Here is a 16,470-nt window from a genome sequence, read left to right as displayed (position 1 = left end):
CCCACGACAAAAGTAAGTCAATTTTAATTAACGCACTCGTTTCAGTGAGTAATGAGGATTATATGGACTTTATCATTCAACTGGTCATTGTCCTGATCTGTCTATTTTACGGCGCAAGGAAAGGTGGGATCGCGCTAGGATTACTAGGCGGTATCGGGCTGGTCATACTGGTCTTCTTTTTTAAACTCGAACCAGGGAAACCTCCCGTCGATGTTATGCTGGTCATTATCTCCGTTGTCGCCGCATCCGCTACGCTACAGGCCTCAGGCGGGCTTGACGTCATGCTGCAAATGGCCGAAAAAATGCTGCGGCGCAATCCCAAATATGTCTCTATCATCGCACCTTTCGTCACGTGTATTCTGACGATTCTCTGCGGCACCGGTCACGTGGTTTACACCATTTTGCCGATTATCTACGACGTTGCGATCAAAAATAACATTCGTCCGGAACGACCGATGGCCGCCAGCTCCATCGGCGCTCAGATGGGCATTATCGCCAGCCCGGTTTCCGTCGCCGTTGTCTCGCTGGTCGCGATGCTGGCCAACTTTACTTTCCACGGCAAGCATCTGGAATTTCTCGACCTGCTCGCCATCACCATCCCCTCAACCCTGCTCGGCATCCTGGCTATCGGGATCTTCAGCTGGTTTCGTGGGAAAGATCTGGATCAAGATCCGGAATTTCAGAAATTCATTTCCGTACCGGAAAATCGGGAGTACGTCTACGGAGATACAGCGACGTTACTGGACAGAAAACTGCCGCGCAGCAACTGGGTCGCGATGTGGATTTTCTTGACCACCATTGCCGCTGTCGCGCTGCTGGGGGCGGTAGAAGAACTTCGCCCGGCCTTCGACGGCAAAGCGCTGTCGATGGTGCTGGTCATTCAGATGTTTATGCTAGTGTCCGGCGCCCTGATCATCATCATCACCAAAACCAATCCGGCCTCTATTTCCAAAAACGAGGTCTTCCGCTCGGGCATGATCGCCATCGTCGCCGTGTACGGTATTGCCTGGATGGCCGAAACGATGTTCGGCGCGCATTTGGAGCAGATTAAAACCACTCTCGGCACGCTGGTGGTGGAGTATCCCTGGGCCTATGCCCTGATCCTGTTGTTGGTGTCCAAGTTCGTCAATTCGCAGGCCGCCGCACTCGCCGCCATTGTGCCCGTCGCATTAGCCATTGGCGTTAATCCCGCCTATATCGTGGCTTCCGCGCCTGCCTGCTACGGCTATTATATTCTTCCGACCTATCCGAGCGACCTGGCGGCCATTCAGTTTGACCGTTCAGGAACGACGCATATCGGTCGTTTTGTGATTAACCACAGCTTCATTCTTCCCGGCCTGATTGGCGTATTCACCTCCTGTGCGTTTGGATGGGTTTTCGCCGCCATGTATGGTTACTATTGAGTCGCACCGCCACGCCGACGCACTCTGACGTCGGCGGGCCGCCCTCTATTTCAGCGTAAAAAAACCGCCCGGCGTCATCCTGACCGGGCGGTTTTCTATTGCCACAATACGCGTTATCAATACGACGCGCGGGACTGCTGCCAGAGTTCAACGCATGCCTGCGCTAATGCCTGCGTCGTATCAATACTGCGCGCCAGCCAGCGTGAATTGACGGCGGCCAGCCCGGGAGCCACCTCCGTACAGGCCAGAATCAGCCTTGTTGCGCCTCGCTTTGCTAGCCTATCGGCCAGCTGTTCCAGCAAGACACCGCCTTCAATGAGTTCACCGCGCTTGACCGCGTAACATCCCGGCACAAACAGCTCTTCCATCTCTTGCGGCGTCGGTTCCAGCACCTCGTTGCCCCCGGCAGCCAGACGTTGCTGATACCACCCCGCGCGCAGCGTACCGTGCGTGGCAATCAGTCCCGTCACCTGCGGCGGCACGGTGACGTGCTTATGCATCGCTGCCAGCGTGGCGTCCGCGATATGCAACAGGGGCGCGCGGCTCGCCGCCGTGAGTGCGTCGAACCAGTGGTGCGCCGTGTTGCAGGGGATCACGATATGACTGAGCGGCAGCTTATTCAGCGCCCGAATGGCTTCCAACAGCACCGGCAGCGGCGATGGACCCGTCCCCGCCAGCGCTTTTTGGCGATCCGGGATCTGCGGCACATTCCACACGACCAGCGGGACATGATCCTGATCGCGGTCGGCTGGCGTCGACACAATGATTTTCTGCACCAAATCGGCCGTCGCCAGCGGACCCATACCGCCCAACACGCCAATGAGACAGTCGGTCACGATCAGCGCTCCTGCTGTTCAAAGAACTCGCGGTAGCCAAACAGTCCAGCCGAACCGCCCGTATGAATAAAAACGACCTGCTCGCCTTTCTTGAAATGGCCTTTTCTGACGAGGTCGATCAGTCCTGCCATCCCTTTTCCGGAATAAACCGGGTCGAGCAGGATCCCTTCCAGACGCGCCAGCAGTTGGAGCGCCTCCCGCGTCCCCTCGTTAGGGATGCCATACCCTTTGCCGACATAGTCGCTGTTAGCCTGTACGGCAGCGCGCGGCAGCGTCTCGTCAATCCCCAGGCGCTGCCAGATCTGCTTCGCCAGACGGTAGACGTTCTCTTCCTGCTTCTCTTTCGGCGCGCGTACGCTGATACCCAGCACCGGTATGCCACTGCGAACCGCCGTCAGTCCGGCGACCAGACCCGCCTGCGTACCACTGCTGCCCGAGGCATGAACAATATGATCGACACGCAAACGCTGCTGGCTGGACTGAAACAGCAGCTCTTCCGCGCACGCGACATAGCCCAAGGCGCCCGTCACGTTGGAGCCGCCACCGGGAATGACATAAGGGCGGNGGCCTTCTCGACGCAGCTCGTCCGCCAGCGACTCCAGCGCCTGCTGCATGTCCGTGCCCGCGGGCAGATGGTCGACGATCTCCCCNCCTAACAAATTATCCAGCAAGATGTTGCCCGACCGCTGATAAGGCTCGCCGTAGTCTTCAACCCGTTTTTCCAACAGCACTTTGGTTTTCAGCCCCAGCTTCGCCGCCGCGGCGATTGTCTGGCGCACATGGTTCGACTGCGTGGCGCCCTGCGTCAGGATAATATCGGCTTCCTGCTGCAACGCCTCCGCCATCAGGAACTCCAGTTTGCGTGTTTTGTTGCCGCCCGTCGCCAGGCCGGTCGCATCATCGCGCTTGATATAAATTGTTGGGCCGTTGAGATAGGCCGTCAACGCCGGCAGGGGTTCGAGCGGGGTGGGGAAATGCCCCAGTGACAAACGTGGGAAACGAGCAAGGTGCATCTTATTCTCCTTAAGAAAATCGGTATCACGTTCTATTTGAAAGCGGTGTGTCGTCTGCGTTATGGCGCCAGGCAACTTTTTGAATAAATGTAATAAACTTTAATGGCGTCGCTTAATCAGAAAATAACGGGATGCGCCTGCTATGGCGTGCAAATTCCGGTCCTCATCGCTTGTCAGGAATCATCTGACATCAATGCAATAGTTTCTAACTTAAACCGCGCAGCGCTCCGCCGTCATTCATCATCAGGCGACCTGTGTTTGCAGCTGGCTCAATTGGCCCCAGCTGACGTCATCCACATAAATCCCCTCTTCCACCCGCTGCCGGTAAGCGATTTGTTCCGGTTCGCCCGGCAGCAGTAGTTCGCCATCTTCGCGGGACTGCCGGATCCACTCCAGCAATACAGGAATTTCCTGTTGATAGTGCGCGTTGCCCCCCAGACGATCGGGGTCGATCAAAATGGAGAGCATGCTGTTGATGATCTGGTTGCCTTTCCCTGTCGCCGTACGCTCATTGCTGCCGCCGGTTAATACCGCGCCCAGCAGCGAGCAGATAATGGCCAGGCCGGAGCCTTTATGCTGCCCGAACGCCAGCAGCGCGCCAGTGGGCTGTTCCATCAGCCAGCGAGGGTCCACAGCGGGTTGGCCCTGATTGTCCACGATGCAGCCAGGCGGCAGCAGTTTGCCCTCATTCCACGCGATGCGAGCCTTGTTGCCGGCAATCACGCTGGTGGCAAAGTCCAGGATCACCGGCGCTTTACCGGCAACGGGGATACCCGCGCAGAACGGATTCGTACCCAACCGCGGCTGGACGCCCTGCCACGGCATCACCACCGGGCGGTTATAAACGTTGGCGAAATGCAGGGACACCAGTCCGGCGTTCGCCGCCTGCTCCGCCCAGGCGCCAATGCGTCCAAGATGATGCGCATCCGCCAGCCCGACCACGGCGACGCCGTGTTCTTGCGCGCGCTCAATGCCCTCTGCGATAACTTGCCGGGCGACCACCTGACCGAAGCCATGCTGTCCGGCAAAAGAGATCAGCGGCCCCGCATCCAGCGTTTTCTCAGCTACGGCGTGAGGACGCAGCCCGCCATCGCGAATGGCGGCGATGTAGCGCGGCAGCATGCTGACGCCGTGCGAATCATGCCCTTTTAAACTCGACTCCACGAGGTTATCCGCAACCAGACCGGCGACTTCTTCCGTCACCTCAACCGCCAGCAAACACTCGCGCAGATAACCGCGTAAATAGTGATGAGAAAAAACGGGCATGACATTTCATTCCAGGTTAATTGACAGAGATAAATATCATGCACCGTATTTTTTATTCGATAAGTCAAAATTAGTGCTTTGAATAGAAGCAAATTCGCTAAGCAATATTCAGGCTTTCTTTTACCGAGATTGATACAAATAAAATACCGATAAATTATTCCAAAATAACATTTATAAAATTCACTCTCCTGCTCATAGCATACGCAAACTTTCTTTTCGTCCGGCGGACGCCGTTTCGTATTTGTTTATTTTTTTATTTAATATAAGTGAGAAAAATATGAATTCATCAGGCAAGCAGAAAAAGAGGGGATTGACCGGACGACTGGCTGCGTTGACCTTATTGGCAGGACTGGGCCTGAGCGTCGTCCCCTTGTCCGCGAAGGCGGAAGGCAACCTCCGCATCGCTCAGCAGTTCGGCATCGGCTATCTGATCCTCGACGTGGTACGAGACCGGCAGCTCATTGAAAAACATGGCAAGCAACAAGGCGTGGATATCAACGTGGAATGGCGCACGCTTTCCGGCGCCACCATTATTAATGAAGCGTTGCTTTCCGGTTCGCTCGACGTGGCTTCCGCCGGCGTCCCCCCCGCGCTGACCCTGTGGGACCGAACTCGCGGCCGGCAGAACGTGAAAGCCATTGCTTCGCTCGGCTCCATGCCCAATTTCCTCCTCAGCAACAATCCTGCGGTAAAAACAGTGCGAGACCTGAGTGAAAAAGACCGCATCGCCACCCCCGCCGCGGGCGTCGGCTTCCAGTCACGCACCTTGCAAATTGAGACCGCCAAGCTATTCGGGGATGACGATTTCAAGCGTTTCGACACTATCACCGTCAGCTTGCCCCATCCGGATGCCAGCGCCGCGCTGACCGCAGGAGGTTCTGAGATAACGGCCCACTTTTCCAGCCCGCCGTTTCAGTATCAAGCGCTGGAAAACCCGAAAGTGCACAAGATTCTAAGCTCTTATGACGTGCTTGGCGGTCCTGGCTCCTTCAATTTGTTGTACACCACCCAGAAGTTTCACGATGAAAATCCCAAGACTTATCGGGCGTTTTACGCTGCACTGAAAGAGGCCGCAGACATTATCAAAGCGGACAAAGCGGCCGCGGCGGAAACCTACCTCCGCGTTGAGAAATCGCGCCTGCCTCTAGAGCTGGTGAAGCGAATTGTCGAAGACCCTGAAATCGACTTCACCGTGACGCCACAGCGAACCTATGTCTACGCCGAGAAGCTGTATGAGCTGGGTATCCTGAAGAATAAAGCCGCGTCGTGGAAAGACTACTTCTTCGAAGAAATTCACGATCAGCCGGGCAGTTGAGCCATATTTCGGAGAAACGAGAGGCCCCAAGCAAATTCGCGGTTACACGTCTTTCTCTTGGCTGGACGCGTGTGATGGCGGTGCGGCAACAGAGCAAGGAGCAGCCAAAGCATAAAAAAACGCAGCGTGACTCGGTCACGCTGCGTTTTAAACGGGGAGCGCACCTAGGCGGATGTAGTGCACCTAGGCGGGGTAGTCCCGCGATGGAAGCGAGAATATCAGTGGGCGGCTTTGGAACTCAGGCCGCGAATTTCACGCTCGTAGGAACGCGCTTTTTCCGCATCAAACTGTCCTTCCCACTTAGCGATAACCAGCACGGCCAGGGCGTTACCCACCACGTTCAACGCAGTACGCGCCATATCCAGGATACGGTCAACACCCGCAATGAAGGCCAGACCTTCCAGCGGGATACCCACACTGCCCAGCGTCGCCAGCAAAACGACAAAGGATACGCCCGGGACGCCGGCAATCCCTTTCGAGGTCAACATCAACGTCAATACCAGCACCACTTCCTGACTAATAGTCAGGTCGATTCCGTACAGCTGCGCGATAAAGATAGCCGCAATACTTTGGTACAGCGTGGAACCATCCAGATTAAAGGAATAGCCCGTCGGCACCACGAAGCTGGTGATGGCTTTTGGCGCACCGTAAGCTTCCATCTTTTCGATAATGCGCGGCAGGACCGTTTCGGAACTCGCCGTCGAGTAGGCCAGAATCAGCTCGTCTTTAAGGATACGGATAAGCATGCTGACCCGCAGTCCGCAGACGCGCGCCACCAGTCCCAACACCACCAACGCGAAAAAGACGATCGCGCCGTAAACCATCACTACCAGCTTTGCCAGCGGCCACAGCGAAGCGAAACCGAAGTTGGCGACGGTCACGGCAATCAGCGCGAAGACCCCAACCGGCGCATAGCGCATGATCATATGGGTCACTTTAAACATCGTTTCCGATGCGCTGCGGAAGACGTTCAGCAGTGGATCACGCTGTTCGCGCGGCAGAGAAGACAAGCCCAGACCAAACAGCACGGAGAAGAAGATCAGCGGCAGCATGTCCCCTTTCGCCATAGAGTCGAAAATGTTGGGCGGAATGAGCGACAGAATTGTCCCGACCAGGCTATGCGCCCCGCTCTGTACCTGTTCGGTGGTTTTCTCATATTGTGAGATATCGACGCTGGTCAATGTCGACATATCGATGCCGTGTCCCGGCTGGAAAATATTCGCCAGCGTAATGCCGAGAATGATCGCCACCGTCGTCACGACTTCAAAGTAGAGAATGGTTTTCAGACCAATACGGCCCAGCTTCTTGGCGTCTCCCACACCAGCAATACCGACGACCAGCGTGGTGATCACAATCGGGACCACAATCATTTTGATCAACCGAATAAAGATATCACCGGCCGGGCTGAGAACATTGACGATCAACCAATGTTTTTCGCTCGGATGTTCATGCAAAAAGGCCCCAAGGGCAATACCAATAACCAGGGCGATGAGAATTTGCCACGCCAAGCTAATTTTTTGTTTTTTCATGTCACTTTCCATTTCCTGTGCTCCGATCCTCGCAGGCAACGGTTCTACCGGCGCCTCATTCCATCAGCGGATGCTGAATATGTTCAGACGAGGGGGAGGTTACAAAGATGAGGTGGTTTTTTATTATAGCAGCGGCCGAATGAGGCGTGCTGTCTATTTATCATGCAAATAGTTATTCACTTAAACCGAACAACTATATGTATTTAAAAACAAAATCGCTGTTTTTATCAACAACGCATCTTGTCTAAGTTATTGTTAAAACGGGGATGCTACTATCACAGGTGGGTGAGATCAAGCCAATCATAGATAAGCATTTTCATAATTATGCTGTTAAGCAATACGATTTTTCCTGCTTTGGCTACAGAAAATTCAGGAATATCAGTGCTATTTTTTAGCGCCATTCAGAATATAAAAGTACGCGTCATCGCTACAAAAAAAGAAAAAAAAGCGGGGTACGCGTGTAAACAGGCATCAACGGCTTTATTCCCTGCATCGCGACAACGGAAAAGTTACGACTCAGTGGGTTAGGCGCTCGGTGACACCGCCGTTTCCGGTGAGACGTCGCCTGTATGGGAAGTTGATGGCGATAACGTTGTAAATAAAACGGCGCTAGCGAACAAACGGCCTTGTTCACCAGAGCACCGCCCGGCGGACGTCAGATCTGGTAATCGACGACGTTTTCACTATCGCTTTCGGAAAAGACTCGCTGCTTGATTTCTTCCAGCGTCAGTTCCGGGTTGCAGAGTTGTATGAATTGCCAGGTATAGTTGCGTTGCAGCTGACCGCGTTTGAGTCCCAACCAGACGGTATTGGCCTCGAACAGGTGCTCCGCTTCGATGCGTACTAACCCGGCATCGCGTACGGGGTCGTAAGATTTGTCCGCCAAAATCCCCACGCCCAAGCCTAATTCGACATAGGTTTTGATGACGTCGGAGTCCTGCGCGCTGATGGCGATATGTGGAGAAAGTCCTGCGGCGAGAAATGCCCGATCGATGCGCGAGCGCCCGGTGATTCCCTGACGATAGGTGATCAGCGGCACCGTATTGAGTTTATCCAACGTGATGGGGCTGCCGTCCGCCAGCGGATGTCCTGTCGGCACCAAAATGGAGTGATGCCAGCGGTAGTAAGGAAAGGCCGCAAGCGATGTCGTATTCATCAGCTGCTCAGACGCGATGCCAATATCCGCTTCACCTGAAGACAGCATCGCTACAATTTCTTCCGGCGTCCCCTGATGAAGCACTAACTGCACCTGTGGATACTGCGCCCGGAACGACTGGATGACCGAGGGCAGACTATACCGGGCCTGAGTATGCGTGGTGGCAATCACCAATTCGCCCGCGTCGTTGTCGCTAAACACATTCGCCAGCCTGCGGATGTGGTTGGCGTCGTTCAGGATACGTTCAGCCATCACCAGCAGCTCTTTCCCTGGCTCCGTCATCCCCAACAGACGCTTGCCGCGCCGGATAAATATTTCGATGCCCAGCTCGTCCTCCAGCTCACGAATATGACGGCTCACCCCTGACTGCGACGTGTAGAGCGTATTAGCCACCTCGGTCAGGTTATAGTTGCACCGTGCCGATTCCCGGATGATTCTCAGTTGTTGAAAGTTCACACTTTGCTCCGCCTTTGTGCTACTTGTTAGCACTATTCATACGAAGTAATGTTATGCCGTACAAATAAACAAAATTTCCTATATATAACTTTTAAAGATATAGAACAGCGCGAAATGAGTATGCCCGCCCGACAGGCCGCAACGGACGGCCCGCTGCGCGCATCACCGCAACGTCATTCATTAGGATCGAGACTGTGTTATCGGGAATTTTTTTTGCGCTATCCGCCGGATTGATGTGGGGACTCATCTTTATCGGGCCGTTGATCATCCCCGACTATCCTGCGGCTCTGCAGTCTAGCGGACGCTATCTGGCTTTTGGACTGATCGCCCTGCCGCTGGCATGGCTCGACCGCAGCCGACTGAAAAAATTGTCCCGCAGCGACTGGTTCGAGGCGCTCCGCCTGTCTGCCGTCGGCAACCTGCTCTATTATCTGTTCCTCGCCAGCGCGATCCAGCGTACCGGCGCGCCAGTTTCCTCCATGATTATCGGCACGCTGCCGGTCATCATCGCCGTCAGCGCCAATCTGTTATACGGCCGGGAAGACGGTCAACTGGCCTGGCGGCGGCTGGCGCCGTCCCTACTGCTGATTATCATCGGACTGGTGCTGGTCAATATTGCCGAGCGTCAGGGCGCGGCTGAATCCGTTCCGCTGCCGCGCTATCTCAGCGGTATCCTCCTCGCGCTGATGGCCGTCGTTTGCTGGACCTGGTATCCGCTGCGTAACTCCCGTTGGTTGCGGCAACACCCCTCGCATCATCCCATGACCTGGGCGACGGCGCAGGGCATCGCTACGCTGCCGCTGGCTTTCGTGGCGTACGTCATGGTCGGCGGCTATCTGGCGCTGACTTCGCCATCTTTTTCCCTGCCCTTGGGGCCTCAACCTGAACGATTTGTATGGCTCATGCTGGCGATCGGTCTGCTGGGTTCCTGGCTGGGGACGATTTGCTGGAATGCCGCCAGCCAACGGCTTCCCACGGCGTTGATGGGGCCGATGCTGGTGTTCGAAACGCTCTTTGCGCTGGTCTATACGTTTATGCTGCGCCAAAGTTGGCCGCCTGGGATCACACTGGCGGGCATCGCCTGTCTGGTTTGCGGCGTTATCAGCGCTATGCGCATCAAGCCGAAGCCCATCGTCAGCGCCGACGTCATTCACTAACGGCCCCCCCTTTTCCTACTCCGGCGATAGGCGATAATCGACGAGTTCGAGCGCTCGCCATCTCTTGAGGACACACCTCGCGTCAATCGCGTCCCCACGCCTGTTGCCGCGCCGTTTTCACTTGACCGAGCGCCGCTATGACGACGATCAGTAAACCTGTCTTCCGTATCGGTCATCATCAGGCACCAGGACACCGTATCAGTCACTGCCCAGCGTCGTGCCCTCAGCAAAGCCAGCCCGGCTTAAAAAAACCGTTTCGCCTCGGCCAGATCAACGAGAGGCAGACTAGGCTTTAACGCAGGACACGGCAGGCCACGCTGCCGATACGCCATTGGGAACGCTCTCCCGCGAAGAGCGCCGAAGGAGATACCCTCATGAAGAAAGTGATCACCGTCTGCCCTTACTGCGGGTCAGGCTGCAAAATTAACCTACTGGTTGAAAACAATAAAGTCGTCGGCGCAGAAGGCGCTCAGGGCATGACCAACGAAGGCGAACTTTGCCTGAAAGGCTATTATGGCTGGGACTTTCTCAACGATACCAAGCTGCTGACGCCACGTTTAAAAGCGCCCATGATCCGCCNCCAAAAAGGCGCTCCGTTCGAGGTGGTCTCGTGGGATGAAGCCATCGCGTTCGCCAGCTCTCGACTATTAGCCATTCGCGAAAAATACGGCCCCGATGCCATCATGCATACCGGGTCGTCCCGCGGTCCCGGCAACGAAACCAATTACGTGATGCAGAAATTCGCCCGGGCGGTCACCGGCACCAATAACGTCGACTGCTGCGCGCGCGTGTGCCACGGCCCTTCCGTCTCCGGCCTCGACGTCACGCTGGGCAATGGCGCGATGAGCAACTCGATTTGCGAAATCGAACATACCGAGTGCGTTCTGGTCTTTGGCTATAACGCCGCCGACTCACACCCTATCGTTGCCCGCCGCATCCTTAAAGCGCGCGCACGCGGCGCCAAGATCATCGTCTGCGATCCCCGCCACATCGAAACCGCCCGCATCGCCGATTTATGGCTACCGTTGAAAAACGGCTCCAATATGGCGCTGGTCAACGCTTTCGCCAACGTGCTGATAAATGAAGACCTCTACGATAAGACCTTTGTGGAACAACATACCGAAGGCTTTGAGGAATATCGCGCCATCGTCGAGAAATACACGCCCGAATCTGTCGCCGAGATCACCGGCCTGGCCCCCTCGCTGATCCGCGAGGCAATCCGCATGTATGCCGCCTCCCCTTCCGCCACCATCCTGTGGGGCATGGGCGTGACGCAGTGGACGCAGGGGGTGGACGTCGTCAAAGGTCTGTCAGGACTGGCGCTGCTGACCGGTAATTTGGGCCGCCCCAACGTCGGCGTAGGTCCGGTGCGCGGACAAAACAACGTTCAAGGTGCCTGCGATATGGGCGCGCTGCCCAATCTGTTCCCCGGCTATCAGGACGTCACCGATCCGGCGATTCGCGCCAAATTCGCCCAGGCCTGGGGCGTTTCTTCGCTTCCCGCGCACAAAGGTTTCACGCTGACCGACGTGCCGCACAAAATCAAGGCCGGAAAAATCAAAGCCAACTACCTGATGGGCGAAGATCCATTGCAAACCGAACCGGACCTGTCGCTGGTGCGCCAGACATTCGATGAGCTGGAATTGCTGATCGTTCAGGATATTTTCATGACGAAAACGGCGTCCGTCGCCGACGTCATCTTTCCGGCCACCTCATGGGGAGAGCACGAAGGCGTTTATTCCGCCGCCGATCGCAGCTTCCAGCGCTTCTATAAAGCGGTCGAGCCTCAGGGAGACGTGAAACCCGACTGGGAAATCATCAGCTTGATGGCGACCGCCATGGGATATCCGATGCACTACCGCAATACGCAGGAGATCTGGGACGAAATGCGCGAGCTGTGTCCGCTTTATACCGGCGCCACCTACGAAAAAATGGCCGGTTTGGCCTGTATTCCGTGGCCCTGCGAAACGCCGGATAGCCCCGGAACGCCGTGGCTGTATGCCGGCAGCAAATTCGACCGTCCCAACGGCAAGGGGCTGCTGTTCGCCACCGAATGGCATCCGCCGATGGAGCAGACCGACAGCCAGTACCCGATGATCCTCTGCACCGTTCGCGAAGTCGGCCACTATTCCTGTCGTTCCATGACCGGTAATTGCACCGCCCTGCAAACGCTGGCGGATGAACCGGGCTATGTGCAAATCAATCCGGTGGACGCGGCCGAGCTGGGGTTACAGGATCAGCAACTGACCTGGGTGGCGTCGCGACGCGGCAAAGTCATCAGCCGAGCCGCGGTCAGCGAGCGCATCAATAAAGGCGCTGTCTATATGACGTATCAATGGTGGATCGGCGCCTGCAACGAACTGACGCTCGACGAGGTGGACCCCATCGCGAAAACGCCGGAATACAAACACTGTGCGGTGCGACTCGAACCGATTGAGGATCAGAACTGGGCGGAAGAGTATGTGCAGCGGGAGTACAGCAAGTTGAAAGCCCATCTGCGTGATACGGCGGAAGTGGCTCACTAAAACATTACGTCACCCACGCGTCCTGTTTATGGGCGCGTATTAACCGATACACTCTCTTTTAATAAGCACGGCTTAATGGCCCTGACAGGCAATAGTCGCTCGTTCTGCCCCTCAAGAACTTGTCAATAGACGCGCATCACAAGGATGAAAAATAGTGGCGTTATATTTAACGACGAACATACCAACAAATAACATGGTAATTACATGCCTGAGGCGGATTTAATTTTTACTGCAATTGAAGTAATGATATCAATAATATTTGACAGATATTTTCCGCTCATATCGCGAAGTCGAAACGCGTTATTCAAATAACATTGCAGGCGAAATCTCTACGCTTTATTTCATTTAATCAATTACACGAATAATTTAAATTGCTGCTAATTTAACCTGCATCATAAGTAAATCTAATACCTAATCGAGGTGGATAATCCCCCGACAACAACGAACATCAAACCAAACAAAAACAATAAGATAAAAACAAAAATCACACAAGCTACGTAATTTCCATCCACAGTAAATATCAAAAAAAAATCACTTTTCGCTTTTTTTAGCGACTTTTGTATTTCCCCTGGCGGGAAAAAACGGTAAAACCCTTGATTCACTGTTATTAATAAGGCAAACACAATACGCCCAATAACAAGTCAGAGTGTCGGCTGAGTGTGTGAGGAAATACGCATGAACCGCCACGCTGCAATAACACGGTGTTGTCTGTACACATTCATCAACATGAGGTTCGTATGCAAAGGCAGAAGTTACTTTTACAGATAGTGGTCGCTATCGTCGTGGGGATCATCGTCGGATGGGCCTGTCATGAGTACCTGGATAGTGCTCGTGCCAAAGAAATCGCGTCCTATTTTAATCTGATTACCGATGTTTTCCTGCGCCTTATCAAGATGATTATCGCACCGCTGGTCTTCGCCACGCTGGTCTCTGGTCTTGCCAGCATGGGCGACGCTTCTGCCGTAGGACGCGTGGGTCTGAAAGCCATGATCTGGTTCGTCACCGCCTCCATTCTGTCGTTGATTATCGGTATGGCGCTGGCCAACCTCTTCCAGCCGGGCGCGGACATGAATCTGGTCGCGACAACCACGCATGTGTCGACCGGGTTGAGCACCGATGGATTCACGTTGAAAAGCTTCATCAGCCACATCTTCCCCAAAAGCATTGTCGAAGCGATGGCGAACAATGAAATTCTGCAGATTTTGGTCTTTTCACTGTTCTTCGGCTCCGCGTTGGCTTATGTGAAACAACATAACAAGCATGCCACCACGATTCAGTCCTTGATTGATGAACTGGCCAAAGTGATGTTCCGTGTAACAGATTACGTCATGGGACTCGCGCCAATTGCCGTCTTCGCCGCTATCGCCTCCGCCATCACGACACAAGGCCTGGGCCTGCTGTATGACTTCGGCAAACTTATCGGCGAGTTTTACATCGGTCTGGCGCTGCTGTGGGGCGCACTGTTCCTGGTGGGCTATGCCTTCCTGGGCAAACGCATCGTCGTATTGGGTCAATTGATTCGCGAACCGACCGTACTGGCCTTCGCTACCGCCAGCAGCGAGTCCGCCTATCCGAAAACCATGGAAGCGCTGACCAAATTCGGCGTGCCGAAGAAAATCTCTAGCTTTGTACTGCCGCTGGGTTACTCCTTCAACCTCGACGGTTCCATGATGTATCAGTCCTTCGCCATCCTGTTTATTGCGCAGGCCTACAACATTGACCTAAGCCTGACCCAGCAGGTTCTGATCCTGCTGACGCTGATGATCACCAGTAAAGGCATGGCCGGCGTCGCCCGCGCTTCCGTTGTGGTCGTCGCCGCTACGCTGCCTATGTTTAGCCTGCCGGAAGCCGGTATTTTGCTGATTCTGGGCATCGACCAATTCCTGGATATGGGCCGTACCGCCACCAACGTCATCGGTAACAGCATTTCCACCGCGGTGGTCTCCAGTCTGGAAAAAAATGTCCACGACGTTGATGAAGAGGGGGATGAAACCGCGACTTCTACTCCTCCGGCAACGCAAATAGAGCAACAGCACGCCTAACTATCTCGTCAACCACCAGAAACAGCGGCCATATGGCCGCTGTTTTTTTCATCTAATGCCTATTTTCCAGTCTGGGATTTCTAAAAAAACATCACTTTGCGCATTCTGACAGCAAACAAACCTGATTTCGGGTTTCCGCCTTTGACATGCCCCCTGCCCCTCGTTATCATGCGCCCCGTTCACACGATTCCTCTGTAGTTCAGTCGGTAGAACGGCGGACTGTTAATCCGTATGTCACTGGTTCGAGTCCAGTCAGAGGAGCCAAATTCTTGTTTTCATGCCGCTCTGCGAATTCTTATGTGATTTTGATTCAATGAGTTAGCTTGAAAAGTCCTCCCGGTGCATTTTCAGTTTTACCTCCGCATCGGGAGAATTTGGTGGTCAGATTTGGGGTCAAGTTGGTTCGATGACGGAGTGACCCCCAAATGTCTCTTAACGACTCAAAAATCCGCAACTTAAAACCATCCGCTAAACCCTTCAAAGTTTCCGATTCTCATGGTCTGTATCTGTTGGTTAATCCAGGCGGCTCACGTCTCTGGTATCTCAAATATCGTGTTAATAGAAAAGAATCCCGTCTCGGCTTAGGTGCCTACCCTGATGTCTCTCTGGCCGACGCTCGTCAGCAGCGCGACGGCATCCGTAAAATGCTGGCACAGAATATCAACCCAGCACAACAACGTTATGCTGAAAGAGCCACTGCCTCGCCAGAGAAAACCTTCAAATCAGTGGCACTAAGCTGGCATAAAAACAACAGAGCCTGGTCAGAGAACCATGCCATTCGTCTGCTTGCCAGCATGAACAATCATATCTTCCCGATAATTGGACACCTGCCAGTCACAGAACTAAAAACCCGCCATTTCATCGACCTGCTGAAAGGAATTGAAAAAAAAGGTCTGCTGGAAGTGGCAGCACGAACCCGACAGCATATGTGCAACATCATGCGCCATGCCGTGCATCAGGAGTTGATAGAGCATAATCCGGCCGCTAATCTTGACGGTATCATCGCCCCGCCCGTCAAACGCCACTACCCTGCTCTTCCGCTGGAGAAACTACCGGAACTGTTGACTCGCATTGAGGACTACAAGCAAGGGCGAGAATTAACCCGTTTGGCAGTATCACTTACTCTGCACCTGTTCATCCGTTCCAGCGAGTTGCGTTTTTCCCGTTGGTCTGAGGTCGATTTCAGAAACAAAATCTGGACCATCCCAGCCACACGCGAAGCTATCCCCGGTGTCCGCTACTCAGGGCGTGGCGCGAAAATGCGAACACCGCATATCGTTCCTCTCTCCAGTCAGTCCATCACTATTCTGAAACAGATACGGGAAATATCCGGGTATCAAGAGCTGGTATTTCCCGGCGATCATAATCCTTATAAACCGATGTGCGAAAACACGATCAACAAGGCTCTAAGGCTGATGGGTTATGACACAAAAAATGAAATCTGCGGCCACGGATTTCGCGCAATAGCCTGTAGCGCGCTGATGGAATCTGGGCTGTGGTCGCAGGATGTCGTTGAACGTCAAATGAGTCATCAGGAACGTAACGGCGTTCGAGCAGCTTACATCCATAAAGCTGAATATCTCGATGCTAGAAAAGCGATGATGCAATGGTGGTCGGATTATCTGGATACCAACCGAGAAGGACATGTTGCACCATACATTTATGCTCAACAACATAAGACGGCTGGAGCGGCCTGATCGATAATGCACCTAAGAGCAGATCCTGATAACTGGATCTGCTTTTCAGACTGCGAGAAAATCTTGCCTCAACCT

At 54.2% G+C, this 16,470-nt stretch carries 11 protein-coding genes and 1 tRNA gene; 7 read left to right on the top strand and 5 right to left on the bottom strand.

What is annotated here, in order from left to right; all coding sequences use genetic code 11:
* Window positions 1-62: 62 nt before the first annotated feature.
* Window positions 63-1,403, top strand: coding sequence for an anaerobic C4-dicarboxylate transporter (locus tag RZ35_RS00550; protein WP_026741545.1), 1,341 nt, complete (start codon window positions 63-65; stop codon window positions 1,401-1,403).
* A gap of 116 nt (window positions 1,404-1,519) precedes the next feature.
* Here the strand turns inward: RZ35_RS00550 and cuyB are convergent, their stop codons facing one another.
* The 3 genes from cuyB to RZ35_RS00535 form a co-directional block, all read right to left on the bottom strand.
* Window positions 1,520-2,239, bottom strand: coding sequence for a cysteate racemase (gene cuyB, locus RZ35_RS00545; protein ID WP_026741544.1), 720 nt, complete (start codon window positions 2,237-2,239; stop codon window positions 1,520-1,522).
* A 2-nt stretch (window positions 2,240-2,241) separates the two neighbouring features.
* Window positions 2,242-3,252, bottom strand: coding sequence for a D-cysteate sulfo-lyase (cuyA, locus tag RZ35_RS00540; RefSeq protein WP_026741543.1), 1,011 nt, complete (start codon window positions 3,250-3,252; stop codon window positions 2,242-2,244).
* A 243-nt stretch (window positions 3,253-3,495) separates the two neighbouring features.
* Window positions 3,496-4,518 carry a malate/lactate/ureidoglycolate dehydrogenase gene (locus RZ35_RS00535; protein ID WP_026741542.1) on the bottom strand — a complete coding sequence of 341 codons (1,023 nt, stop codon included), beginning with the start codon at window positions 4,516-4,518 and terminating at the stop codon, window positions 3,496-3,498.
* Window positions 4,519-4,795: 277 nt separating this feature from the next.
* Here RZ35_RS00535 and RZ35_RS00530 point away from each other — a divergent pair, with 277 nt between their 5' ends.
* Window positions 4,796-5,833 carry an ABC transporter substrate-binding protein gene (locus RZ35_RS00530; RefSeq protein ID WP_036152260.1) on the top strand — a complete coding sequence of 346 codons (1,038 nt, stop codon included), beginning with the start codon at window positions 4,796-4,798 and terminating at the stop codon, window positions 5,831-5,833.
* A 218-nt stretch (window positions 5,834-6,051) separates the two neighbouring features.
* Here the strand turns inward: RZ35_RS00530 and gltP are convergent, their stop codons facing one another.
* Both gltP and cbl read right to left on the bottom strand, forming a co-directional pair.
* Window positions 6,052-7,362 carry a glutamate/aspartate:proton symporter GltP gene (gltP, locus tag RZ35_RS00525; protein WP_026741540.1) on the bottom strand — a complete coding sequence of 437 codons (1,311 nt, stop codon included), beginning with the start codon at window positions 7,360-7,362 and terminating at the stop codon, window positions 6,052-6,054.
* A 655-nt stretch (window positions 7,363-8,017) separates the two neighbouring features.
* The gene (cbl, locus tag RZ35_RS00520) at window positions 8,018-8,974 is read right to left on the bottom strand and encodes an HTH-type transcriptional regulator Cbl (RefSeq protein WP_026741539.1); all 957 of its coding nucleotides are present in this window, start codon (window positions 8,972-8,974) and stop codon (window positions 8,018-8,020) included.
* A 194-nt stretch (window positions 8,975-9,168) separates the two neighbouring features.
* On the opposite strand from cbl, the gene RZ35_RS00515 reads away from it, so the two are divergent.
* From RZ35_RS00515 to RZ35_RS00495, 5 genes are all read left to right on the top strand, one after another.
* On the top strand, window positions 9,169-10,131 hold the full coding sequence (locus RZ35_RS00515; protein WP_026741538.1) for a DMT family transporter: 963 nt from the start codon (window positions 9,169-9,171) through the stop codon (window positions 10,129-10,131).
* Window positions 10,132-10,505: 374 nt separating this feature from the next.
* Window positions 10,506-12,656 carry a formate dehydrogenase subunit alpha gene (fdhF, locus tag RZ35_RS00510; protein WP_026741537.1) on the top strand — a complete coding sequence of 717 codons (2,151 nt, stop codon included), beginning with the start codon at window positions 10,506-10,508 and terminating at the stop codon, window positions 12,654-12,656.
* 737 nt (window positions 12,657-13,393) lie between these two features.
* Window positions 13,394-14,698, top strand: coding sequence for a dicarboxylate/amino acid:cation symporter (locus RZ35_RS00505; RefSeq protein ID WP_051625419.1), 1,305 nt, complete (start codon window positions 13,394-13,396; stop codon window positions 14,696-14,698).
* Between the two features lie 188 nt (window positions 14,699-14,886).
* Window positions 14,887-14,962 (top strand) — tRNA-Asn (locus RZ35_RS00500).
* A gap of 161 nt (window positions 14,963-15,123) precedes the next feature.
* A complete protein-coding gene (locus RZ35_RS00495) occupies window positions 15,124-16,395 on the top strand; it encodes a tyrosine-type recombinase/integrase (RefSeq protein ID WP_026741536.1) in 1,272 nt (423 codons plus the stop codon).
* Window positions 16,396-16,470 lie beyond the last annotated feature (75 nt).

The organism is Lonsdalea quercina subsp. quercina (genome assembly GCF_000688655.1).
GTDB classification, from domain to species: Bacteria; Pseudomonadota; Gammaproteobacteria; order Enterobacterales; family Enterobacteriaceae; genus Lonsdalea; species Lonsdalea quercina.
The sequence above is the reverse complement of the archived record's forward strand: the minus strand, read 5'-3'. Positions and strand labels throughout refer to the sequence as shown.